Origin of the sequence: Sphingobacterium bovistauri (genome assembly GCF_020295405.1) — a bacterium.
Classification (GTDB): domain Bacteria; phylum Bacteroidota; class Bacteroidia; order Sphingobacteriales; family Sphingobacteriaceae; genus Sphingobacterium; species Sphingobacterium bovistauri.
In genome coordinates, this window is record NZ_JADEYP010000010.1 from 15,186 (window position 1) to 39,298 (window position 24,113).

A 24,113-nucleotide genomic window follows, 5' to 3' on the forward strand; every position below is an offset into this window, starting at 1 on the left:
TACTTTTTATTTTATCTTTAGTTTATGTATGATTTTCGAGTATCTGAATTAATAAGACAACCAAACGATATTATATCGATTAGGTTTGAGGATTTATCTGGTAAATTTCCTACTTATAAAGCAGGTCAATTTTTGACTTTGAATTTTCAGTTTGGAGAAAGAGAGGTAAGGCGTTCCTATTCATTTAGTAGTTCTCCTTCTATTAATGAGCCATTAGAAATTACCGTAAAGAGAGTCGAGAATGGTGAGATTTCTCGATTACTGCATCATAAGCTAGCCGTGAATGATGTAATCCAAGTTTTGGAACCACAAGGATTATTTTTTTATGAACCAGACTATCATTCTGAACGTACTATTTTCTTATTTGCTGCTGGGGTAGGCATCACACCTTTATTTTCTATTTTGAAAACAGCTTTGACTGAGGAGATAGATACTAAAGTCGTTTTGATTTATAGCAATAGCTCAAAAGAAAAAACTGCTTTTTATGAAGAGCTATTGAATTGGCAGCAACGGTACCCAAATAGATTGACTCTTGAATTTATTTGGTCTGATTCGAAAAATTTGGCCAAGGCGAGATTGAATAGAGAATACCTAATTGTACTAGTAAATCAATATTTGAAGTCAAGTTCTACACAAGCTTCATTTTATACATGTGGTCCATTGTTTTATATGGATTTGGTTAGATTTACACTTTTGGGGATGGGGTTTGCCGACGAAAATATACGTAGAGAGACATTTCACTTTCCTGAAGAAGAAGGGTATGATGACGAACAAGAGGAAGCAGAGGTCGACAATTCTATATACAATGTTTTAGTCAAATTTAATGGACAAGACTATCGTTTGTCAGTACCTGCTAATGAAACCATATTGAACGTAGGCTTGTCACAAAAAATTAAATTACCTTATTCGTGTAAATCAGGCATGTGTAGTACTTGTATAGCACAAGTAACTAAAGGCGCTGTTAAAATGGATTATAATGAAGTGTTGACGGATAATGAAGTGGAAATAGGTAAATGTTTGATTTGTGTATCGCACCCTGTAGAAGACAATACTATAATTGAAGTTTTGTAAATATGTAAATAATAATTTAATAATTATGAGAGGTTATCTTTTTTTGTTTTTATTTATATGTTCAGTTGGCGCATCTTTTGGACAGGTTTATAAAATTACATATCATGCTATTCATAATGATCAAGTCATTTTAACAGATCCTGTTATAGTATTTGCAAACAAATACAAAACTGTGATTACTCGGGAGAGTATCATGAACAACAAATTCAAGCAGACGGCAGAGCAAAGTATTATAGATATTCCCTCTAAATTGATTTACAGAAAATCTACATTTCAAAATCGTAAAAGCATTTATTCTGTAGATTCATCAGCGTTTAATCGTACAAATTTTTCTGATACAAAAGATTTCAAAACTATCTTAGGTAAGAAAGCTCAAAAATCAACAACCTCTATAAATTCCAACAGTATTGAAATTTATTATACTACTGAATTACCTATTCATGCCGCACCTAATGATGTTGGTCTAAATAAGGGCTGGGTAATGGAATATAGAAGAAATGGAAATTCTGGATACGTAGCGACGAAAATTGAGGAAATTAAAGATTTTCCTTCTGATTATTTACTTCCATCCAAAGCTGAAGTTTTGGATATTTTGACATATAGAGACGAAGTTTGGAAAAGTAAGTTTATACAGATTCCAATTTTTAAAAATGAAAAAATATGTTTTGATCCAGATAATCTAAAGTCTGATTCAATATTACGTTTTGCGGCAGGAACAGTTATCTTAAAAAAAATAAAAGTGCCTGCGTTATTAAATGAGAGCCAAGCATTTATTGAGTTGGTAGAGAAATCTAATGGAGATGCCTATGATAGAACGGGATCAGTCTTTTTTATAGCTGATGATCAACCAATGACATTCTTAGATGGCATGAAAAATGGGATGAATACATTACCAAGGTACGATGTTGGCGATGGTAAAGATTATCTTGGTATGATTCGTACGGGTGGTTATTCACCTATATTTGAACTTATGAGATTCTTTACGCCATTTGGAGTATCTCACTTTAATGATAGATTAGCTTTGAAGGGGAAAACATGGCAGGATTCTGTAACTTATAGACAGGATATTTCTGAATTTCTTGGTGTGATGGCTGGAAAGGAAATTTATGTCGGTACATATATAGGTAATTATGATAAAGGTGGACATATCGTAAGTTTGGAAATGACGATACATCCAGGTAATTCTAACTATGCTGAACAGACGAATGCATTGTCTCTTTTCAATACAACAAATGTTATGGAAATGGGAGGACAAACATATCCAACACTATTTGGCTCTGCTCAGGGTTTAGACTTTGAATTTGAGCTAAAAGAAGATGTTAAAAATGCTAGATTGCGCTATATCACCACTGGTCATGGTGGCTGGTGGAATGGAGACGAATTTGTTCCAAAAGTGAATTCGATTTATTTAAACAATGAATTAAAATTTCAGTTTACACCATGGCGCGTTGATTGTGGCAGTTATAGGTTGTATAACCCCGTTTCTGGTAATTTTGATAGTGGTTTGTCCTCTTCAGATTTAAGTCGTTCTAATTGGTGCCCAGGGACTATTACTTACCCTAACTATATCAGTTTAGGTAATTTGAAAGCAGGGACGTATAAGATTAAAGTGCATATTCCACAGGGTCCTCCAGAAAGAGATAGTCAAAGTTTTTGGAATGTCAGCGGAGCATTATTGTTTGAAAACTAACACATATTGAGATATATGTCGAATTTTATTATGTATAGGTTTTTTTATTTATTTCTTGGACTGAGTTTTATAACTATTGGAAATGCGCAAGAGCCTTTGATATTAGGTAAAGTTACGAGTTCTAGCATAACAGAAATTTCAGGAATTACTCCTTATTCATATCGAAATGGTTATTTCTGGGTACATAACGATAGTGGAGATGGTGCAAATATTTATTTAATAGATTCTTTGGCTTCACTTAAAGTAACCGTTGATATAGAGGGGGTGAACGCTATAGATATGGAGGATATAGCTAGGTTTTCTATTGGAGGTAAGAATTATTTGTTGCTTGCGGATATCGGTAACAATTTAAGAAATAGAGAAATACTCAGTCTTTACGTCATCGAAGAACCAAAAATTACGGACTATAATAAAAGCGAAAATTTAAAAGTTCCTCTTTATAAAGAAATCAAGATTCAGTATGCAGATAGAAAGAGAGATGCAGAAGCCATTTTAGTAGATCCAGTTGATCAACAATTGTATATCATTTCAAAACGTGATTTTCAATCTACAGTTTTTAACTTAAAACTAGATTTAGGTAATGATAAGATTCATACATTAGAACCGAAAATTGAACTACCTTTTACATTTACCACTGCAGCAGATATTTCATCAGATGGTAAGCATATTGTAGTAAAGAATTTATCTGCTATTTTCTTATGGGAAAGAGAGTTAAATAAGACTTTAGTAGAAACATTTGGGCAAAAACCAAAACAAATTCCTTATGTAATTGAACCGCAAGGAGAGGCTATATGTTTTGATATATATAATCGTTATTTATATACTATTTCTGAGCGCCCATTCGGTCTTGATTCTTATCTTTACAAATACGTATTTTGAAATTATGAAAAACCTATACTTGTTATTATTATTTACTTTTTATTTCAGTACATCAGTTTTTTCATCTGTTGTAGACACTGTTGAGATTTATTCCACTAGTATGAATAAAAAGATTAAAGCGGTGGTCATACGTCCCGATGATACTAAAAATAAGACTATTCCAACTTTATATTTGTTGCACGGTTATAGCGGTAATTATTCAAATTGGATAGAAAAAGTTCCATATATAAAAACTCTAGTTGATCAATATAATTATATGGTAGTTTGTCCTGACGGAGGCTTTGGTAGCTGGTATTGGGATAGTACACCCGAATTTCAGTACGAAACCTTTATGAGTAAAGAATTGATTAACTATATTGAATCTAACTATAATGTCTGCAAACATCGTTCTGGAAGAGCAATTACTGGTTTAAGTATGGGGGGACATGGTGCTTTATATTTAGCTATACGTCATCAAGATATCTTTGGAGCGCTAGGATCTACAGCAGGCGGAGTTGATATTCGTCCATTTCCAAATAATTGGGAAATGAGCAAACGCTTAGGTGAATACGCGGATAATAAGGCCAAATGGGATGATCATACAGTAATGGAAATGCTACATCTGATTAAACCCAATAATTTGAAAATATTTGTCGATTGTGGTTACGATGATTTTTTCTTTGGTGTGAACGAAGAATTACATAAAAAATTGTCATATCATAACATCCAACATACCTACCTAAATATGCCAGGGAAACATGATTGGAATTATTGGGCCCAATCAATTTGTTTTCAAATGGCGTTTTTCGATCAATTTTTTAGAAATTAGAATAATATAAATTATATGTTTAGAAAATACTCCGTATTTGTAATTACTTTATTGTTTCATGCTAGCTTATTCGCACAGACTAAAGTCAACATCAGTGGCTATGTAAAGGATTCTTCCTCAGGTGAGGTGCTAATTGGCGCTACTGTTCAAGCTAAAGAATCTAACCTATCAGTCAAAACAAATAGCTACGGATTCTTTTCTTTGGAGTTAGAATCTACAACAGCTACATTATTAGTTTCTTATGTGGGGTACCAATCTATCGAAGAGGTTATTGATGCAGAAAAGCAAAAGAGATTGAATTTTGAATTGGTACCAATAGGTAGAGAAATCGAAGAGGTGGTAATTTCTGGAAAAAAACAAAATAAAAATGTTACTAGCGCACAAATGGGAGCTTTTAATTTTACTATTGAAGAAATTAAAAATGTGCCTGTTATTTTCGGTGAACGTGATATCTTGAAAACTATCCAAATGTTACCCGGTGTTGCCAAAGGAGGAGAAGGTTCTTCAAGTTTTTTTGTACGAGGTGGTGGTGGTGACCAAAATCTAATTTTATTAGATGAGGCAACTGTGTACAACGCCTCACATTTGTTGGGCTTTTTCTCTACTTTTAATTCGGATGCAATTAAAGATGTTGAGTTGTTCAAGGGAGGTATTCCTTCTCAATATGGAGGTCGTATCTCTTCAGTAATGGATATCCATATGATGGATGGCAATAATAAGAGATTCTCGGCTGAGGGAGGCATTGGATTAATTGCTTCTAGACTGAAAATAGAAGGCCCATTACAAAAGGATAAAAGTTCTTTTATGATTAGTGGAAGACGTACGTATGCTGATCTATTCCTTAAAGCTTCTAATGATAAAACTGTAAACGACAGTAAGTTGTATTTTTATGATTTGAATGCTAAAATAAACTATAGATTCAATGATAAGAATACATTGTACGTTTCAGGGTATTTTGGAAAAGATGATTTAGGCTACGGTGATCTTTTCAGTTTCGATTGGGGAAATGCTACAGCCACTGTCCGTTGGAATCATATATTTAATGAAAAATTATTTAGCAACACTTCTCTAATTTACAGTGATTTCACCTATAATGTAAATGTGAATAATGATGAAAGTGACTTTGTTATCGCATCAAAAATTGAAAATTTCAACCTAAAGCAAGATTTTTCATATTATTCGAATAATAAAAACACATTAAAGTTTGGCTTGAATGTATTGAAACAAAAGATATCCCCCGCTAGTCTTAATGCTAGTTCTAATTCTGCTGTCAACTCTATTAATATTGAAAATCGTTATGGTTTGGAATTGGCTGGATACCTTTCACACGAGTGGAATCCTACTTATTGGTTTTCTGCAATTTATGGATTAAGATTGACAGACTTCATGGTACAAGGACCTGGTACATTTTACAAATTCGATGAAGATGGCGCACCTATATCTAATCAAAAGTTTACAAATTCTAAAGTTGTGAAACATCATTTGAATTTAGAACCTAGATTGTCGGCATCCTTTATTTTGGACGATAAGCAGAGTGTAAAAACATCATACAACAGAATAGTACAAAACTTGCATCAATTGACTAATACGACATCGTCTCTACCAACTGATCAATATGTGTTGAGCAACATAAATATAAAGCCACAGTATGCTGATCAAGTAGCATTCGGGTATTTTAGAAATTTTGATAATAATACATATGAGTTTTCTGTAGAAAGCTACTATAAATTTATGGGGAATCAAATTGATTTCCGTAATGGAGCGGATTTACAGGCAAATGAATTTTTGGATGGAGAGTTATTATTTGGTAAGGGAAGAGCATATGGCTTAGAGTTTTATTTACGTAAAACTAAAGGTAAATTTAACGGTTGGGTAAGTTATACATTAGGAAAGAGTGAACGTCAATTTGATCAAATTAACAATGGCCAATGGTTTAATTCAAGACAAGATCGCACGCATGACATATCAGTGGTAGGTATGTATCAACTAAGTGATAAATGGAACTTAGGGGCTAATTTTGTTTATTACACAGGAAGTGCTATTACTTTTCCAAGTGGAAAGTACACTGTGGATGGCCGTACAATTTTCTATTATACTGAGCGTAATGGTTACCGAATGCCTGATTATCATCGTCTTGATATATCCGCTAATTACGATCCTGCGCCAAAGAATAAGAGATTTTCTTCTAGTTGGTCATTTGGCTTGTATAATGTGTACAACCGTAAGAATGCATATATAATCGACTTTAGAGAGAATGAAAATAATGCGAATATTACTGAAGCTTATAAAATAGCTTTATTTGGTATTATTCCTTCAGTAACATGGAATTTTAAGTTTTAAGAATGAGATATTTACATAGTTTTTTGCTTATAATTTGTTTAGGATTAGCTTCTTGTGAGGAGTTAATTGATGTAAATCTTAATGATGTCGATCCTCGTTATGTAATAGAAGGGGACTTGACGGATTTGAGTGCAGACCAGGTAATAACTGTTTCGCAGACCGTAGCATTCGATGCTCCGGTTCGTAATAAACCAGTTGAAAATGCCATTGTGACGGTAACAGATGATAAAGGAACAATATATGCTTTTACTAAATCAGGAGACGGCATTTATAGGGCAAATTTTAAGCCCAAAGCTTTAAGGACTTATAATCTAAAAGTTGTAATCGAAGGCGAAGTTTTTGCAGCTTCATCATATATGAATTCCTATATTGATGTTGATTCGTTAGGGGTAATAGAGGATGTTATATTTACAGACACCGTTTATTCTGTGACTCAAAAATTTATGGATCCTAAAGATCAACCTAATTATTATAAGTATAAAATATCTGTAAATGGTAGTGATTTTGCATTTAGTCGTGTTTTTAGTGATAAATTTAATGACGGTATGTTTGTAACACATCAAATTTCAGATCCTAATAATGATATTTTTTTAGGTGATAGTGTTGTCGTTAATCGTCAAATAATAGATAAACAAGTTTTTGATTATTGGAACGAATTACAATCTATAAATCCGGGAAGTGCAGCTCCCGCAAATCCAACTTCTAATATTTCAAATGGTGCTTTGGGTTACTTTAGTGTCAGCAGTTCAAAAAGATACGGTTATAGAGTTAGATTTACTGCAACGGGGAATTAAAGCTTCTGAAAGGTATAGCCTTTTTCTAAATAATACTTAATTACCTCAGGTAATGCATATTGAACTCTAGGAATGGCTTTAATATTGTCGTGAAAAACAATAATAGAGCCATTTTTAGTGTGTTTCAATACATTTTTAAGGCATTTTTCAGGACTTATTTTTGTGTCAAAATCACCAGAAAGGACATCCCAATAAATAAAATCAAAATCATTTTTTAATAGATTTAATTGAGATTTTTTTGCACGTGCATATGGTGGTCGAAATAATCTAGCTTGAATCAGCTTGTGACATTTATAAACATTACTTACATATTCGTCATCTTCATAATCCCATCCTTTCAAATGATTATAGGTATGATTACCAATTTGATGTCCTTCTGCTATTATTCGTTCAAATATTAGAGGATATTTCTCAATATTTTCACCCACACAAAAAAAAGTCGCTTTAACATTATATTTAGCGAGCACATCTAATATCCATGGGGTAATTTCCGGTATAGGACCATCATCGAAGGTGAGGTATAAATTTTTATCTGCTCTTGATTTATTCCAAATAACACCTGGGTAATACCAACGTAAGAAAAAGGGAGCATTGATAAAATACATTTTATATATTAATTTATATTTTGCAAATTTAGTTTAATACTAATACAAAAGGGCAATCAATTGTAATTTAAATTACATACTCAAGATTCTGGATGAATAGATTTTTCAAATATTTTCAATTTAACATAGTTGAGCGTAATGGTTTTGTTGTACTCTTAGCTCTTATTGCAATCGTTAATATTGCTGTGTTAGTATATAAGAAAATTAGTCCGAAAGATGTTATTACACATCGTGTATATAACTTAAATTCATCTTCTATTGCTCATACGGTAGATAATGAAATTAAAGATGAGGTTGAAGCGAAAAATTTTTACAATCGTAAAGATAACATTAGTTATTTTAACTTTAATCCTAATCAAGCAACAGTAGAAGATTGGTCTAAGCTTGGTTTTTCGATAAAGCAAATAAAAGTTATTACCAACTATATTGCTAAGGGGGGAAGATTTTATAAAAAAGAGGACCTCAAGAAGATTTATTCTATTTCTGAAAGTGATTATAATAAATTAGAAAGATACATTGTTATACCTTCTGAAAAGCCATCTTCACAAATTAAAAAGGCACATTTTGAAATGGAGCCTAAAATGATTAAATCAAAACCTATAATAATTTCTATAAATACAGCAGATACTACTGATTTAAAAAAATTAAGAGGCATCGGAACTGTTTTTGCGGGTAGAATAGTCAAATTCAGAGATGCTCTAGGTGGCTTTCATTCTATAAATCAATTGAAAGAAGTGTATGGTATGTCTGAGGAGACTTTTGACCAGATAAAAGAAAACATCAACATTCAACCTGAATATGTTAATAAACTTCAAGTTAACTTATTGGATGCTAACGAACTTGCAAAGCATCCGTATGTGAGTAAAAAACAGGCTAATGCAATTGTAAATTATCGAAATCAACATGGGAAATATGCAAATGTAGAAATGATGACAAAAAACAAAGCTTTAGATCAAGATTTTTTGCGTAAAATTGAACCTTATTTAGCGTTTTAAGTATATGTTGGAAGACAAAATCAAGCAAGTAATTCGTGATATTCCTGATTTTCCTCAACCCGGGATTGTTTTTAAAGATATTACACCTATTTTGAAAGATGCGGCTTTATGTCGTGAAATTGTAGATGCTTTTGCTGATGAGGTTAAGCATTTAAATATTGATGTCATTGCAGGAATTGAAAGTCGTGGTTTTTTATTTGGATTGATGTTGGCAAACAAATTGGACATTCCATTTGTTCCTATTCGCAAACAAGGTAAACTACCTGCCAAAACAATTTCTGAATCCTATAAATTAGAATATGGTCAAGCGACAATTGAAATACATGATGATGCTTTTGAATCAGGGACAAATGTTTTTATACATGATGATTTATTAGCAACGGGTGGTACAGTGGTTGCCGCAGCTAAGTTGATTGAAAAATTAGGTGGGCATGTTGCTGGATTTTCATTTGTTATTAATCTTAAGTTCTTAAACGGCGAAGGTAGATTACATCGCTTTAGTGAGAATGTTGTTTCTCTTGTAAATTATAAATAATTAATTATATAAAAATTATCTTATGGAATGGTTATCAGATCCGCAGATATGGATCTCCTTTTTTACACTTACAATTTTAGAAATTGTACTTGGAATTGACAACATTGTATTTATATCTATTCAAAGTTCTAAACTTCCTGTTGAGCAACAGAAGAAGGCTCGACAGATTGGTCTTATTTTGGCTTTAATAATGCGCGTAGGCTTATTATTCTCCATAAAGTGGGTTATGGGATTGACAGCTCCATTGGTAAATTTTGGAGAATGGTTTAGTATTACTAACGAAGCAATAGCACCATATTTGGTATTATCTGGTAGAGATTTAATTCTATTTATCGGAGGTCTTTTCTTAATTTATAAAAGTACAACTGAAATACACCATAAGGTAGAGGGACATGTAGAAATGAGTTCCGCAAAGACTAAAGTTGTTACATTTTCATCCGTAATAATACAAATTTTAATTTTAGACTTAGTATTCTCATTAGACTCAGTAATCACAGCAGTGGGTATGGTGGATCAAATAGGGGTGATGATTGCTTCTGTTATTGTAGCAGTTGTGATTATGTTGTTGTCTGCTGAGGCAATAAGTCGATTTGTGAATGATCATCCAACAGTTAAAATGTTAGCATTAGCATTCTTATTGTTAATAGGTATGTCTCTTACAGCTGAGGCATTTGATCAGCATATTCCTAAAGGATACATTTATTTTGCAATGGCATTCTCTGTGTTAGTTGAGTTCCTAAATATTAGAGCAACCAAAAAAGCACTTAAAAATAAAGATGCTCATATTGTAAAAAGTGATGATATAACAAAGAATTAAAAGAGTATAAATACAAAAAGAGAGGAGTAGCATTTGCTACTCCTCTCTTTTTGTATTTAATTATTAATTTAGAAGTTCAGTTGTGCAGCTTGTGCAATCTTTTTTGGAATATCTGTATTATCCATCTTCTTGTTGAATAATTCAGCACCTACACCAATCGCATAAATTGGAACATATGCTGCAGTGTGATTTGATGAAGACCAACCTATATTAGCAATCTTATTCAGTATTTTAATACTTAACGAAGCTATTTTGTCATCATTTGCATATAAAGATTTTGTGGTTTCATTTTCATGGTTGACAAAACTTTTTTCATATGCATCCAAAAGATCCTCTTCGTCGTCATCCGACACTTTCAAGCTTGTCCAAAGCCCTGTATTAGCTGCAAGTAGATTTTTCACGTCTTCCCAAGAGGCATTAGGCTTATCCTTACGCAATTGACCAATTAATGTTGAAAGAGCACCCTGTGATACTTTTTGATGAGCTAACGCTTTCGTGTTCAGAGATGAGGGACCATTTCCCAAAGCTAAACCGCCAGTCTCGTGATCTGCTGTTACTACAATCAATGTCTCGTTAGGGTGTTTTTGATAAAATTCATATGCAGCCTGAATTGTTTTGTTGAAATCTAAAACTTCTTTCAACGTAGTAGCACCATCATTTGCATGCGCAGACCAATCAATTTTTCCTCCCTCAACCATTAAGAAAAAACCTTTGTTATTTTTATGACTTAATTTTTTGATGGCGCCACGTGTGATGTCTTCTAAGGACATATCATCTGGTTTTTGGTCAATAGCAAATTTTAAGGCATCACTTTTTTCTGTTTTATTGTTGACCCAAATTAACTTTTTGTCATTATATACATCATTTGCTAGAGCATTTTTGCCATATACTATGGTGTATCCTTTTTTTGTAAGTTCATTATATATATCCGATACGTCTTTCTTATCAAACGATTTTGTCGGACTTACAAATCCAGAACCAGCAAATAAATCAAATCCAGAACTAGGAATTTCAGCAGCTATTTCATAATAATAGCTACGACTTTTTTGATGCGCATAGAATGAAGCTGGTGTAGCGTGATCAATACTTACACTTGAGGTGATCCCCACTTTCAGTCCTTTTTCTTTGGCAGCATACGCAATACTTTTGTAGGGAATAGTAGCAGCACTATCCATACCAATAACGCCATTTTTAGTTTTGTAACCAACGGCTAATGCAGTACCTCCCGCACCAGAATCTGTAATACTACTGGATTTTGAATTAGATGAAGCAAAGCCCACATGCGAAAAATTTGAAAGAACAAGTGGCTCGTAACCAATACGACCTTTATTTTCCGCTAAATATACTTCAGCTAAATTAACATGGTTAAGTCCCATGCCATCTCCAATTAAGTAAAAAATATACTTTGGTTGAGCGTAACTAGCTGATAAAGAAAAAAGTAGTGTTAAGATGGAACTTATGAATGATTTAATGTTCATAGTGTTTATGTATAGTTTTGTCAAATATAACAGATGAATATTAATATGAAGTTAAGTAAACGGAAAATTACAACAAACAAATCTGCATTTAACTTGTTGTATATTTTGTTAACTATTTAAATTTAAAATGGAAAGTAATTTATTACATAATGTTAAAGCTTACTTCACAGATGAAGTGATTAACAAACTAAGTGCTAATTTGGGTGAAACATCCGAAAATGTTCATAAGGGAATTGATTTATCTATTCCGTCGCTGTTGTTAGGATTACAAGGCAAAAGTGGCGATGGTCTAGGATCTATTTTAAATTCTGCTAAGCATCTATTTAGCTCTTTTGATATCAATAATCTATTTGGTAATTATTTTGGTTCTCCAGCAGGGACAGATAATTCAAAATTTGAAACCCAAAATATATTGGGGTCAATTTTTGGCGATAAATTGGGTACTATAGTTGATTCATTATCCTCGTATTTAGGGATACGTAGTGAATCTATTAGTAGTTTACTAGGTGCTAGTTTGCCTGCTGTTATATCTGGTATTACTCAAAAAGGTTCGGATTGGGATTCGAATTCAATTGGAAGTTTGCTTAATTCTAATAAGTCAGCTATCGCTGCAGCCTTGCCAAGTGGTTTAGGTTTGGGAGCATTTGGTACTTTATTTGCGCAAGCTGATAGTCCTACAGAATTACCTAGAGAGACACAGACACAGGTAAAGAATGATATTCCACACACTCCTGTTGAACCTTTAAAGCCTAGACAGCCTGAAGTAGTACATACCCAGGAGCGCATTGAGGAAGGAAAAAAAGGAGCAGGGTTATGGTGGCTTCTAATTCCAATATTGCTTATAGCTTTATGGTTAATTTTTGGAAAAGGCTGTGATGGAGATACTAAGGAAGTAGTACTTCGTGATTCTATTGCCGATGCTGATACAACGATTGTCGTTACCAATCCCGTAACACAAAGTGAAAAACAGTACATTGATGTCAAACTTCCTGATGGAGCTTCCTTAAAAGCTTATTCTTCTGGTATTGAGGAGAATTTGATAGCTTTTCTACAGTCGGATTATAAATCATTATCTGATGATCAATTGAAAGAGAAGTGGTTTGATTTTGATAATCTTAACTTTGAGACTGGTACCGCTAATGTATTACCAGAAAGTCAGCAACAGTTAGAAAATATAGCTTCTATTTTGAAACTTTTTCCTGATGCAAAAATTAAAATCGGAGGCTATACAGATAAAACAGGAAACGAAGAAGTGAACAAAAGGATATCTGAAAATAGAGCTGAAGCTGTTAAGTCATTTTTAGAAAGTAAAGGATTAGGTAATCAAGTCGAAGATGCAGAGGGCTATGGTTCGGAATTTGCTACTGTTCCCGCTGATGCTACGGATGCGGAAAGAGCTAAAGATAGAAGAGTCGCAGTAAGCGTTCGTAAATAAGATAATTTAAATTTTAGTACTTTTGAGGCATATTACAAAATAATATGCCTCTTTTTTATGATTGATTTTGAAGTAAGTAAACAGTTAGAACGTGATTTTGAAAGATATATGTATATGTTTTATACTAAACATCAACGTTTTTCAATTGAAGATTTTGGTGCTTTTGCAAGCACAATTATCAATTATAATGTTCAAAATCATACTATTGATAGTCAACTAAGGCACCAATACGCCTATTTATTAACAAGCCTTTATAACAAAGGAATAGGTAATCGTATTACAGAAGAACATCTTCAAATAATTTCACAAGCTATTGCTGCAGATTCATCTGTGAATTTCAATGTCATTAAAGAGCTGTATGGCTAGGTCTTATTCTTGTAGTGTCCAAATTATCGCATTGATATCATAACCTGCTTTTGCTGAATAATCTAAATATTTTGCTTTGACATCCTCAGGGATGGTTTTGGAACGTGATAAAATCCATAAATAATCTAGATTTTCTCCAAATACTAGCGCATATTCATAATCACCCTCAATATGCATGATGTTGTATCCCGAGTAAAATGGTCCAAAGAAAGAAACTTGTAAAGCACCAAGATTAGGATCACTTTGAAATTTCGCCTTTCCTATATTTTGTTTCAGTTTGTTATCTTTTATTCGAACACCTGAATTATCAACTTTGATGCTGCCATCATCATTTAATGTATATACAGCACGTACATTTTTAAGTCCTTTTTCCCAAAAGAAGTCTAATCTAGCTATTTCAAACCATTCTCCAAGGTATTTGTTCAATTCAAAATCTGTTATAACAGGTAGATCAGATTTTACAGGTTTCCATATATTGTATATAACTGTGCCAGCAGCGGCTGCAGTTAGCAAAAAAAGTGATTTTTTCTTATCCATTGATTATAGTTTTAAGTTTAACAAAATAGTGACTGCAAAAGTTTATCCAATTTTATAATTTTGTAAAAATTATATGTTTTGTACTCTAGAGAGGAAGCTAAGAAATTAAAGGAAAACTTTTGGACAGCATTTGGGCAATATATGTCTGTGATGCCTTCCGCTGATAATGAAAAGGTAAATTGGGTTAATTACAAAACTGGAATTAAGCATCTCTATTTTAGAATGGATGCGACGAATAAGTCAGCAAATATATTTATCGAAATTTCTCACCCAGATGAAAGTATTCGTCAGTTGATGCTTTCTCAATTCATTGAAATGAAAACAATATTTGATGATATGATGCAGGAAGAGTGGGTTTGGGACAAGGATTATTATGATGAAAGCGGGAAGGTTACGTCGAGGATCTCATGTTCCATATCTAAGATATCCGTTTTTAATAAACAGTATTGGCCCGAATTAATTAGTTTTTTCAAGCCACGTATTATAGCTTTAGACGAATTTTGGTCATTGGCAAAATATTCATTCGACATTTTTAAATAATAATATACATATGAAAAATAAGTTAAATGCAGTTGTTTTACTTACAGCATGTATTATTCTAAGTCAATTACAGAAAGCGCAAGCTTGGGGTATGACAGGTCATCGTGTGATTGCTGAAATCGCTGAGAGACATTTAACCAAAAAAGCCAAAAGGAATCTTCAAAAGATTATTGGTAATCAACATATCGCTTATTGGTCCAATTGGGCTGATTTTATTAAGTCGGACACCAGTGCAGCCTTCAAAAAGACAGGTTCATGGCACTTTGTGAATACCTCAGCTAATTTGACATTCGATCAATTCAATGTAGAATTGGAACAATCTTCAGATAATAACTTGTACAAAGCTTATTTAAATGTGAAAAAAGAGACTATCCAAAATAAAGATTTGACTCTTAGCCAGCAGCAACAAAACCTATATTTTATTTTGCATTTGTTTGCAGATGCACACCAACCGATGCACGTAGGTAGAGCTGAAGATTTAGGTGGAAATAAAATTGAAGTTATGTTTTTTGGTAGAAAAACTAATATTCATCGTGTATGGGATTCTGACTTAGTCGAAAATGAACAGTACAGCTATACAGAATATGCCTCTGTATTGGATATTTATGACAAAAACTATTACAAAAAATACAATGTTTCTTTTGCTCAAGCGCTGTACGAAACACATCAGCTAGCGAATAAAATTTATGCGGATGTGGAGCAGAATGCTAATTTGAGCTATAAATATATATATGATTTCAAATATCCCATGGAAGAAGTATTACTAAAAGCAGGGATTCGTCTAGCAAATGAATTGAATGAAATTTATGGATAAAATAGGTTAATTCGTTCATGAATTAGTAAAATAAGACTTCCTAATATTAATATCTAAATTGTACCTTTGCACTATGTCTGAAAAAATTATTATCCTTGATTTTGGTTCGCAATATACTCAGCTAATTGCTCGTCGTGTGAGAGAATTAAACGTATACTGTGAAATTCATCCTTTTAATAAAGTTCCTGAATTTGATGATAACGTAAAAGGCGTTATTTTCTCGGGAAGTCCATATTCTGTTCGTCAAGAAGATGCTCCGCAAATTGATTATAAATCAATCCAATCTCGTTTTCCATTATTAGGAGTTTGTTATGGCGCTCAATATTTAGCCCAGCAGGGTGGTGGTGAAGTTTTGCCATCAGAAATTCGTGAATACGGTAGAGCAAATTTACAGTTTGTTGATGAGTCAAATGAATTGTTAAAAGGAATTCCTGTTCAGTCACAGGTTTGGATGTCTCATGGAGATACAATTAAAGAAGTACCAAGTTCTTACAAGGTAATAGCGAGTACAGATAAAGTTCGTGTAGCAGCTTACCATATTGAAGGAACAAAAACATACGGTATCCAATTTCATCCAGAAGTAACACATAGTACTGATGGTCAGATTTTGATTAAAAATTTTGTTGTTGATATCTGTGGTTGTCAACAAGATTGGACATCAGAATCTTTTGTTGAAACCACTGTAGAACAACTTAAAGCTGACTTGGGTAATGATCATGTAATCATGGCTTTATCAGGTGGTGTTGACTCTACTGTTGCTGCAGTATTATTGCATCATGCGATAGGTGATCGTTTGCATTGTTTCTTCGTGGACCATGGCTTATTACGCAAAAATGAATTTGAGCAAGTATTGGATTCTTACGCGCACATGGGGCTTAATGTAAAAGGAGTGAATGCTAAAGATTTATTCTTTAGTAAACTACAGGGAGTTTCTGAGCCTGAAGCTAAACGTAAAATCATTGGAGCAGCTTTCATAAATGTATTCGACCAAGCGTCAAAAGATATTCAAAAAGAATTACCCGAAGGGGCAGAAGCGAAATGGTTAGGGCAGGGTACTATCTATCCAGATATTATCGAATCAATTTCTGTCAAAGGACCATCGGCGACTATTAAATCTCATCATAATGTAGGAGGCTTACCTGATTACATGAAGCTGAAAGTAGTTGAGCCATTGAAAACTTTATTTAAGGATGAAGTTCGTCGTGTAGGTAAGACATTAAATGTTGATCCTAACATACTTAATAGACACCCATTTCCAGGTCCTGGATTAGGAATTCGTATTTTAGGTGATATTTCAGAAGAAAAGGTACGAATTTTGCAGGATGCTGATGACATTTACATTCGTAATCTTAAGGAGTCAGGATGGTATGATAAAGTATGGCAAGCTGGAACAATCTTCTTGCCTGTGCAATCTGTAGGAGTAATGGGGGATGAACGTACTTATGAACATGTTGTCGCTTTAAGAGCGGTAGGTTCATTGGATGGTATGACAGCAGATTGGATTCACTTACCATATGAATTATTGGCTAAGATTTCGAATGAAATAATAAATCATGTTAAAGGAATCAACAGAGTTGTATATGACATCAGTTCAAAACCACCTGCAACAATTGAGTGGGAATAATAGTTTGAAGAAATTTTATTTAATATATGCAGTATCATTACTTTTAGGAGTATCAGCTTGTGCTCCTAAAAGTAGTGTTTTAAGGGCACCTAGTCATACAGGGCAAGTATCTTCTAAAGAGTCCAAAGAATCAAAAATTGCTGCTGAAAAAGTAGCCGCTGAAAAAGAGGCTTTGGCTAAGCAAAAAGAACTTGAGGTGGGAAGATCTTTATCACTCTTATTACCTTTTAAACTGGATTTGATTAGTGATAAAGTAGTAAATGAGGCGGATGTAAAACGTTCAGCATTAGCTTTGGATTTTTATCAGGGTTTTGAATTGGGACTTGAAGAAGTTTCAAAAAACTCAACACCTTTTAATCTTAAAGTTATTGATTCTAAGGATAATGCTTATTTTAATTCAACTTTAGCTTCATCTGAACAAATTGAGAATTCTGGACTAATCATTGGCCCAATCTATCCTTTAGAAATAAAGTCTTTTGGCACTAACTTAACTAACAAAGATAAGTTGGTTATTAATCCATTAGCTGCTTCTCCTGCTTCAGAATTTGGTTTGAACAACTTGGTTACAATTACTCCGTCAATTAAATCTCATACAAACGGTTTGGCTAAGCGCATCGCAATGGAGTACATTACAGGTGATGTTATCATTATTTATAATACATCTGATAATGATAGTCGTCAATTTTTAAACGGTATGTTAGGAGCGATTAAAGAGAATAAATCCAATGTAAATATTATTTCTGTTTCTTCATTATCTCAATTGAATGAAAAATTATCATCTACTGGATCAAATTTGATCGTAAGTGGCACTACTGATAAGACTCAATTGAATAGTATGATTAATAACCTTTCGAAGAAGAATATCGAGTCAGGCGTTTCTATAAAACTTTATGGTCATCCACTTTGGGATAGGTTTGATTTTAGTAATCATCCAAACTTTTACAGCCTACAACCGGTTATTACTACTGAAAGCAGTTTTAAGTCTTGGTCATCTAAAGCTAAAATTTTTAAAGATTCTTATCGTCAAAAATTTGGTATATCGCCTTCTGAACAATCTTACAAAGGTTATGATGTTGCTGTTTATTTTGGGACATTGATAAATAAGTATGGGATTGATAATTTAAAATCAAAATTAGAATCAGAATCTTTTATAGGAATATATAATACATACAATTTTGTCTATAATGATAGCTGGGGATTCACGAATGAATCAGTATCTTACAAAGAATACATGCACGGCGGATTTCAATTACAATAAATTTTATGGCAATAAATGCAAAACGTGTAGCTCAACATTTTAGAAATTTTGAAAGAGCATTAGACGGATATGCTTACAATGAACCATTATCTCGGTATCTGACACGATTTTTTAAAGAAAATAAACAAATGGGGTCATCTGATAGAAGGATGACCTCTCGTTTTATCTACAATTACTTCAGACTTGGTACTGCAATAAAGGAATATACAATTTTGGATAGACTTTGCTATGCTGAGTTTCTATGTCAAAATAGTTCAGATATTCTAACTATTCATTATCCAGAATTAGTGGATAAATTGGACTTTAGTTTAGAAGATAAAATTGTATTGTTACAATCGAAAATCAATTTTAAACTAGAAGATGTATTTCCTTTTTATGAATTGATTTCTCCATCAATTGAATCGAATAAGTTTATTAGGAGTCATTTTGTTCAACCTGATATGTTTATCCGGATCAAACGTGGTGATGAAAATATTGTTTTATCTGCCTTGCAGGAGAAGGAAGTTGGATACACATGTATAAATTCGAATACTGTAGCTCTGCCAAATGGTATTCGACTTCAGGACTTTCCAAAAATAACTGGAAAATATGAAGTTCAAGATCTATCCTCTCAGAAAACAATTAATTTTATGAGTGCGAAGAATGGAGAGACTTGGTGGGATGCCTGTGCAGCGTCGGGAGGGAAATCATTGATGTTGTTGGATCAATATCCAACTATGAATATACTGGTGAGTGATATTCGTTTATCAATTCTGCGAAATCTTAATGACAGATTTGATAACGCTAAAGTTAAAATTCCGCAACGTCAAAAAATACTTGATCTCACTACTGATACAACTATAATTCTTGGAAATGAGCAATTTGATGGTGTAATTCTGGATGTTCCTTGCTCAGGTTCTGGGACATGGGGGCGTACACCAGAGATGATTCAACAATTTTCTCGACAAAAGCTTAATGAATTTACTGATTTGCAAAGAAGGATAGTCTCTAATATTCTCAAACATGTGAAGGTCGGAAAACCATTGGTATATATCACATGTTCAGTATATATTGAAGAGAATGAAAAAATTATTGATTATATAATCAATAATTTTGATTTTCAAATTGAAAAAATGGAAGTCATTAAAGGCTATGAAAACAAAGCTGATAGTATGTTTGCTGCTCGTTTAGTGCGAATAAGTTAACTACAGTTAATTGGAATTACTAATACAGGACAAGTTGCTTTACGAATCACAGATTCAGAAACACTACCTGATATGAAATGATCAAAACCTGATCTTCCATTTGATCCCATTAGTATTAAATCTGCAGACCATTCGTTGGCTAAAATTAGTATTTCTTCTTTAATGTTACCTATTCTTGTAAAAGTGAATACTTGATTGGTAGATGAAAACTCTGATGCCACTTTTGCTATATATTGTTCTGCGGTATTTTGTTGAATTTCAGTTATTTCAGGGACTATAATTGGTTGTTGTCCTAATAAGGGGTCAGCACCGTAAGTTGCAGGACTTGTGGGAGGTACTACTGTAATAAGCGCAATAGAGGTCTCTTTATCCGCAATAAACTCTTGCGCATAGTTGACTACTTTTTGAGTACAAGGAGAATCGTCTATTGCTAATAGGATACGATGAAATTTTTTCATATCTATAATATTTAATTGATTTAAAAGTATCTTCGCAGAATAAAAACAATTAAAAGGTCTTAATGTTTTAAACAATAAATGACTTATGAGTATTTCAGCCTGCAATCTTAGTATAGTTCCTCTACGCGCTGAGGCTTCTCATCGTAGTGAGATGGTATCTCAAGTTTTATTTGGTGAGAATTTCGAATTATTAGAAGAAGGAGTGGACTTTGCAAGAATTAGATTGTCGGAAACAAAATATGAGGGATGGATTCAAAATCACCAGTACGCAACAGTAGTTCTTTCAGGCGTAAAAAGAAACAATATAGTTGATATATCTGGAGCCAAAGCAATTTCTGGATCTAAAATAGTACATCTTTTACATGGTACTGTTGTATCAGGAAGTACAATTACTATAGGGGAAGAGCACTACAGTATTGAAGGTACGTTAAGAGATACAACGATAGCTGATTTTAAAACTGAATTACCTAAGCTCATCCAATTTTATAAGAATTCTCCTTATATGTGGGGAGGACGATCTGTATTTGGAATTGATTGTTCGGGCTTAAGCCAAGTGTTCTATAAACATTTTGGAATCTCATTAATGCGAGATGCTTATCAACAAGCTGAAGGTGGAAAAACAGTAGATTTTTTGACCGAAATTCAACCAGGGGATTTAGCTTTTTTTGATAACGAAGCTGGTCGAATTGTGCATGTTGGTGTGATGATAGACTCCGAAACTATTATACATGCTTCAGGTAGAGTAAGAATAGATAAAATGGATAGTCAAGGAATTTTTAATACTGAACAAAATCGTTATACGCACAATCTACGTATTGTTAAGCGTTATTTTTAATGTCAATTAACATGAATTTACAAGCAAATAACTATTATATTTTAGCTAGTTCACAATTATTCCCTTTTACCATAGCACTAGAACCTAAAAGTGGAAACAATGAGTCATTAATGCTTGCAAAAAAAATATATGCATTAGTTAAAGTTAATGAAAAAAAATATGATGATGCTATAGTTGAGTATACGAAAGCAATTGCATTGTATCCAGACCAACCATTTTTCTATGCATGCCGTTCTATTTTACATAAGTTTAATGGGGATGATGAAAGTTCCTTTTACGATTATCAAATAGCAAAGCGATTTGATTTTAATTATCATCATTACCTAGAGTGGTTAGAAAATCAAGGAGAAATGATAGAGTCTGAAGATTTACTGGAACTTGATAAAAACATCAGTACGAAGGCAGATAATGCACAGTTATATCTTAATAGAGCAATGGTGCAAGTTCAACATTTTAATTATGCAGAAGCGCTTAGCGATTATTCTAAAGCTTTCGTGATTGATAATAACATTAACATTTTAGTTTCTCGTGCAGCAATATATCTGCAAGTATTGCAATATGATAAGGCTTTAGCTGATTTGAATTTAGTAATTGATGCAGCCGAAAGTGTTGATGCGTATTTGTATCGTGCTAAATTGTTTATATCAATAAAGGAGTATGATAAAGCACTTGATGATTTAGACTTAGCTATTTCCTTAGATAGTTTAAATATTGCCCTTTATGAAGAAAAAGCTCAATTGTTTGAGCAAGTCGAGCAGTACGATATGGCAATTGTAAATTATTCCAAAATAATAGAACTCAATTCAACGGATTTTTACCCTTACGTTTTGCGTGCTGATGCATATGAAAAGAAAGTAGATTGGCCTTCAGCAATTTCAGATTATTCTGAAGCTATACGTTTAAATCCATACTATTCAGATTTGTATCAATATCGTGGTCTTTTGCGTGAACGAAGTGGTGATTCAGTCGGTGCAAAGGACGATTTTTCAAAATATGAAGAGTTAGAAGAAGAGGATTAAACTATTGGTTAATCATTTCGTCAAAATAGAAAACAACATTTGTAAATGAAACAAACTTATTTAAAAAAGGGGTTTAAGTTATTTAGTGCTTATAAAGCACAGCAATTAACCACAGACGACTTGAGTAAGGCGGATGCTAAAGCAATTCACTTGGATGATAAGATGAGTGAATTTAAGGTACTGGTAAATATGGCGAAAGACATTATGGCTGGTAAATACAAGGTAAACACTTGGAATGCTTCGGTTATTATTGGTACAATCCTCTATGTCGTTTCGCCAATTGACGCTATTCCAGATTTGATTCCTGTATTGGGATGGTTGGATGATGTTACTATCGTTGGCTATGCATTAAGTAAATTGTCCGAGGAATTAAAAAGGTATAAAGAGTCAAAATCTCTATTTTGATAAAAGATAATTAGTACAAAATTCTAAGCCGTATATCTCTATACGGCTTTTTTGTTTATTTTTACTTTATGTCAAAATCAAACAAATACCTCAAAAAAATAAAAGATCTAGCCGCTAAGAATCTCTCTGAAGGAGAAGTATTTCTTCAGCAGAATAGTTTAAGGGAAGGTGTTGTAGCGCTTCTTTCTGGTTTACAATATGAAATTATACAACAAGGTGAAGGCAAAATTCCGACTAAAAATGACAAGGTACTATGTCATTATAAAGGGATGCTTCTAAATAATGAGGTATTTGATAGTTCATATAAACGAAAGCGGCCGGAAACTTTTTTTGTACATGAATTAATAAAAGGTTGGCAAGAGGCATTAACCTTAATGCCAATGGGTAGCAAATGGAGAATTTTTGTTCCACCTCATTTAGGATATGGATTTGAATCATTGACGCCTACAAGTGGTGGAAATTGTACACTTATTTTTGAAATGGAATTAATTTCAATAGTGTAATGAGAAAATACTACTGTACTATTTTGGTTTTTATTATCGCTACAATGACATTTGCACAACAGTCAGATAATATTCTTCGGTCATATTATTTGAATAAAAAGGAACCAGGAGGAATATTGGTTATAAAAAATAAATCTGACATAAACACATTCTATGCTGGTGCTGCTCATGTCGAAAAGAATCTTAAAATAAGTGAATTGACTCGATTTCGTATGGCTTCATTGAGTAAGCAATTTACGGCTATGGCAGTTTATCTCTTAATTCAGGATGGTAAAATTTCATTTGATACACCAGTTCGAACAATCTTTCCTGAATTACCGGTGATTTGTGATTCTATAGAAATTAATCATCTTATTAATCATAGTTCAGGATTGGTTGATTATGAAAATGTTATTCCAAAAAGTCAAGTCTCTCAATTAACGGATGCAAATGTATTTGATTTAGTGAAAAATATAGATACAGTTTATTTTGAAGCAGGTACTAAGTTTAGATACAGCAATACAGCATATTTTTTACTCTCTTTATTAGTGGAGCGTATTTCGAAGCAGAGTTATGAGTCCTTTTGTAAGGAAAGAATTTTTGATAAGTTAGGTATGCAATCAGCTCAAATATCAGCTCCAGATACATTTATAAACAGAGCATTTGGTTACAAGATTAATGCAAAGAACTTTAGGTTTGGTGATCAGAGTGTTACCTCTGCTACTAGAGGTGACGGAGGAGTTTATATTTCTGCTAATGATTTTCAAAAATGGATGGATAAAGCAAATCCATTGTTTACCTCAATATTTTTTAAAGATTTAGAAAAGCATTCCATTGTAGTAAAGGATAAAGTTTACTATGGGCTAGGCCTCTTTTTTACAAAATCTGGCGAAGGGAGGTTAACGTTATTTCATTCTGGTGAAAGTACTGGTTTTCATAATATTTTTTTATACCAGCCACATGATGATTTAGGCATTTCATTATTTACAAATCGTGATGATCTAAAAATTGCAAATATGATATCTGATGTGATGAAAAGTGAAAATTTATCTTTACCTCCAATTAATGAATCACTATTTCTATGGTTGAATAAAGTATACAGTGCCGGAAATTAACAGAGGGAAGCTTAAGCATCCCTCTGTTT

25 protein-coding genes are annotated in these 24,113 nt (G+C 33.0%); 21 read left to right on the forward strand and 4 right to left on the reverse strand.

The features are described 5' to 3' along the window. The first annotated feature begins 24 nt into the window (after nt 1–24). The 6 genes from IPZ78_RS06835 to IPZ78_RS06860 are packed head-to-tail and all read left to right on the forward strand — an operon-like array spanning nt 25 to nt 7,582. Nucleotides 25–1,071, forward strand: coding sequence for a flavin reductase family protein (locus IPZ78_RS06835; RefSeq protein WP_225552254.1), 1,047 nt, complete (start codon nt 25–27; stop codon nt 1,069–1,071). A 25-nt stretch (nt 1,072–1,096) separates the two neighbouring features. Next, the gene (locus IPZ78_RS06840) at nt 1,097–2,761 is read left to right on the forward strand and encodes a PNGase F N-terminal domain-containing protein (protein WP_225552255.1); all 1,665 of its coding nucleotides are present in this window, start codon (nt 1,097–1,099) and stop codon (nt 2,759–2,761) included. Nucleotides 2,762–2,791: 30 nt separating this feature from the next. After that, nucleotides 2,792–3,640, forward strand: coding sequence for a hypothetical protein (locus tag IPZ78_RS06845; protein WP_225552256.1), 849 nt, complete (start codon nt 2,792–2,794; stop codon nt 3,638–3,640). A 4-nt stretch (nt 3,641–3,644) separates the two neighbouring features. Continuing rightward, on the forward strand, nt 3,645–4,448 hold the full coding sequence (locus IPZ78_RS06850; protein ID WP_225552257.1) for an alpha/beta hydrolase: 804 nt from the start codon (nt 3,645–3,647) through the stop codon (nt 4,446–4,448). A 15-nt stretch (nt 4,449–4,463) separates the two neighbouring features. Continuing rightward, nucleotides 4,464–6,788 (forward strand): TonB-dependent receptor, encoded by a 2,325-nt coding sequence (locus IPZ78_RS06855; protein WP_225552258.1) that lies wholly within the window; start codon nt 4,464–4,466, stop codon nt 6,786–6,788. Between the two features lie 2 nt (nt 6,789–6,790). Next, nucleotides 6,791–7,582 carry a DUF4249 domain-containing protein gene (locus IPZ78_RS06860; RefSeq protein WP_225552259.1) on the forward strand — a complete coding sequence of 264 codons (792 nt, stop codon included), beginning with the start codon at nt 6,791–6,793 and terminating at the stop codon, nt 7,580–7,582. Here IPZ78_RS06860 and IPZ78_RS06865 read toward each other — a convergent pair. Beyond that, nucleotides 7,579–8,187: a polysaccharide deacetylase family protein gene (locus IPZ78_RS06865; protein WP_225552260.1), complete on the reverse strand. Its 609-nt coding sequence runs from the start codon at nt 8,185–8,187 to the stop codon at nt 7,579–7,581. The two genes, IPZ78_RS06860 and IPZ78_RS06865, sit on opposite strands and share 4 nt — an antisense overlap. Before the next feature lie 92 nt (nt 8,188–8,279). Here IPZ78_RS06865 and IPZ78_RS06870 point away from each other — a divergent pair, with 92 nt between their 5' ends. The 3 genes from IPZ78_RS06870 to IPZ78_RS06880 are packed head-to-tail and all read left to right on the forward strand — an operon-like array spanning nt 8,280 to nt 10,534. Further along, a complete protein-coding gene (locus IPZ78_RS06870) occupies nt 8,280–9,182 on the forward strand; it encodes a ComEA family DNA-binding protein (protein WP_225552261.1) in 903 nt (300 codons plus the stop codon). A 4-nt stretch (nt 9,183–9,186) separates the two neighbouring features. Beyond that, nucleotides 9,187–9,717: an adenine phosphoribosyltransferase gene (locus IPZ78_RS06875; RefSeq protein WP_225552262.1), complete on the forward strand. Its 531-nt coding sequence runs from the start codon at nt 9,187–9,189 to the stop codon at nt 9,715–9,717. 22 nt (nt 9,718–9,739) lie between these two features. After that, nucleotides 9,740–10,534 carry a TerC family protein gene (locus tag IPZ78_RS06880; RefSeq protein WP_225552263.1) on the forward strand — a complete coding sequence of 265 codons (795 nt, stop codon included), beginning with the start codon at nt 9,740–9,742 and terminating at the stop codon, nt 10,532–10,534. Nucleotides 10,535–10,602: 68 nt separating this feature from the next. On the opposite strand, the gene IPZ78_RS06885 is transcribed toward IPZ78_RS06880, so the two are convergent. Beyond that, entirely contained in the window at nt 10,603–12,012 is a 1,410-nt protein-coding gene (locus tag IPZ78_RS06885) for an alkaline phosphatase (protein WP_225552264.1), read from the reverse strand. A gap of 127 nt (nt 12,013–12,139) precedes the next feature. Between IPZ78_RS06885 and IPZ78_RS06890 the strand changes: the two genes are divergently transcribed. Beyond that, nucleotides 12,140–13,447: an OmpA family protein gene (locus IPZ78_RS06890; RefSeq protein ID WP_225552265.1), complete on the forward strand. Its 1,308-nt coding sequence runs from the start codon at nt 12,140–12,142 to the stop codon at nt 13,445–13,447. A 57-nt stretch (nt 13,448–13,504) separates the two neighbouring features. Further along, nucleotides 13,505–13,813 (forward strand): hypothetical protein, encoded by a 309-nt coding sequence (locus IPZ78_RS06895; protein WP_225552266.1) that lies wholly within the window; start codon nt 13,505–13,507, stop codon nt 13,811–13,813. Nucleotides 13,814–13,816: 3 nt separating this feature from the next. Here IPZ78_RS06895 and IPZ78_RS06900 read toward each other — a convergent pair whose 3' ends face one another. Then, nucleotides 13,817–14,350 (reverse strand): lipocalin family protein, encoded by a 534-nt coding sequence (locus IPZ78_RS06900; RefSeq protein ID WP_225552267.1) that lies wholly within the window; start codon nt 14,348–14,350, stop codon nt 13,817–13,819. Nucleotides 14,351–14,428: 78 nt separating this feature from the next. Here IPZ78_RS06900 and IPZ78_RS06905 point away from each other — a divergent pair, with 78 nt between their 5' ends. The 5 genes from IPZ78_RS06905 to IPZ78_RS06925 all read left to right on the forward strand — a co-directional run bounded on the left by IPZ78_RS06905 (nt 14,429) and on the right by IPZ78_RS06925 (nt 19,770). Continuing rightward, nucleotides 14,429–14,890, forward strand: a complete 462-nt coding sequence (locus IPZ78_RS06905) for a DUF4268 domain-containing protein (RefSeq protein ID WP_225552268.1) — start codon at nt 14,429–14,431, stop codon at nt 14,888–14,890. 10 nt (nt 14,891–14,900) lie between these two features. After that, on the forward strand, nt 14,901–15,704 hold the full coding sequence (locus tag IPZ78_RS06910) for a S1/P1 nuclease (RefSeq protein WP_225552269.1): 804 nt from the start codon (nt 14,901–14,903) through the stop codon (nt 15,702–15,704). Nucleotides 15,705–15,777: 73 nt separating this feature from the next. Further along, on the forward strand, nt 15,778–17,328 hold the full coding sequence (gene guaA / locus IPZ78_RS06915) for a glutamine-hydrolyzing GMP synthase (RefSeq protein ID WP_225552270.1): 1,551 nt from the start codon (nt 15,778–15,780) through the stop codon (nt 17,326–17,328). Beyond that, the gene (locus IPZ78_RS06920; protein WP_225552271.1) at nt 17,258–18,586 is read left to right on the forward strand and encodes a type 1 periplasmic-binding domain-containing protein; all 1,329 of its coding nucleotides are present in this window, start codon (nt 17,258–17,260) and stop codon (nt 18,584–18,586) included. The genes guaA and IPZ78_RS06920 overlap by 71 nt, the downstream gene beginning before the upstream one ends. Nucleotides 18,587–18,591: 5 nt before the next feature. Continuing rightward, entirely contained in the window at nt 18,592–19,770 is a 1,179-nt protein-coding gene (locus tag IPZ78_RS06925) for an RsmB/NOP family class I SAM-dependent RNA methyltransferase (protein WP_225552272.1), read from the forward strand. Here the strand turns inward: IPZ78_RS06925 and IPZ78_RS06930 are convergent. Next, a complete protein-coding gene (locus IPZ78_RS06930; RefSeq protein WP_225552273.1) occupies nt 19,767–20,228 on the reverse strand; it encodes a universal stress protein in 462 nt (153 codons plus the stop codon). The two genes, IPZ78_RS06925 and IPZ78_RS06930, sit on opposite strands and share 4 nt — an antisense overlap. 85 nt (nt 20,229–20,313) lie before the next feature. Here IPZ78_RS06930 and IPZ78_RS06935 point away from each other — a divergent pair, with 85 nt between their 5' ends. From IPZ78_RS06935 to IPZ78_RS06955, 5 genes are all read left to right on the forward strand, one after another. Next, complete coding sequence (locus IPZ78_RS06935) at nt 20,314–21,063, forward strand: C40 family peptidase (protein ID WP_225552274.1); 750 nt, start codon at nt 20,314–20,316, stop codon at nt 21,061–21,063. Between the two features lie 11 nt (nt 21,064–21,074). After that, the gene (locus IPZ78_RS06940; protein WP_225552275.1) at nt 21,075–22,082 is read left to right on the forward strand and encodes a tetratricopeptide repeat protein; all 1,008 of its coding nucleotides are present in this window, start codon (nt 21,075–21,077) and stop codon (nt 22,080–22,082) included. 45 nt (nt 22,083–22,127) lie between these two features. After that, nucleotides 22,128–22,487, forward strand: a complete 360-nt coding sequence (locus IPZ78_RS06945; protein ID WP_225552276.1) for a YkvA family protein — start codon at nt 22,128–22,130, stop codon at nt 22,485–22,487. A gap of 68 nt (nt 22,488–22,555) precedes the next feature. After that, on the forward strand, nt 22,556–22,990 hold the full coding sequence (locus IPZ78_RS06950; protein WP_225552277.1) for an FKBP-type peptidyl-prolyl cis-trans isomerase: 435 nt from the start codon (nt 22,556–22,558) through the stop codon (nt 22,988–22,990). Then, nucleotides 22,990–24,084, forward strand: coding sequence for a serine hydrolase domain-containing protein (locus tag IPZ78_RS06955; RefSeq protein ID WP_225552278.1), 1,095 nt, complete (start codon nt 22,990–22,992; stop codon nt 24,082–24,084). The genes IPZ78_RS06950 and IPZ78_RS06955 overlap by 1 nt, the downstream gene beginning before the upstream one ends. The last annotated feature ends 29 nt before the right edge of the window (nt 24,085–24,113 follow it).